We start from the raw sequence: 594 nt of genomic DNA, 5'->3' as shown, positions 1-594 counted from the left end.
AATGTGCAGTATTTCAAAGGCTAAGGCAAGTGGTGTCGAATATTATAGGGTAGAAGATAAAATTAAAGTAGCGAAACGGATTGCGGCCCTAGCGAGTATTTTTATATATCTAAATGATGACAATGAAATAGTCGTATTAAATGATCGCGCTGAAACAGGTAAGCATTATGAAGTAAAACGCGAGGTAATTAAAAGACTATTTGTATTAGATTCCGTAGTTCTATGGAGAGATAAAAACACAAACGAATACATGGGGATAGAATCGTGCCGAATCAAACCGGGAAGTTTCTTATCCGGATATCTATATGGATCTAATAGTACTACCGCATTATTATCAAAAAAGGCACTTGAATATAATAGTTATAGACACAAATATCATAAAAGATTAATTCGATATTTGACATGGCAATGGAGAATACGTCAAATGTTTTCTAGTTTACAAAGACCTTATTCTATAGGTGGAGATAAAGGTTTGTTAGCAGTTATGGGTATAAACCAGAAACAAAAACCTAATCGTATTCGCGAACAATTAGAAAATGTTCTTATTGATTTAGAAAAAGAAGAAGTAATTTCTCATTGGGAATATCATAATGG

At 32.8% G+C, this 594-nt stretch carries 1 pseudogene; it reads left to right on the top strand.

Going from position 1 to position 594, the window contains the following annotated elements:
- Positions 1 to 594: pseudogene (locus AC1DJR_RS32750) on the top strand (XRE family transcriptional regulator); the annotation flags it as partial.

The organism is Bacillus sp. 05T31 (genome assembly GCF_056396725.1).
Note: the sequence above shows the minus strand (reverse complement) of the source record. Positions and strands in the feature narration are given on the sequence as shown.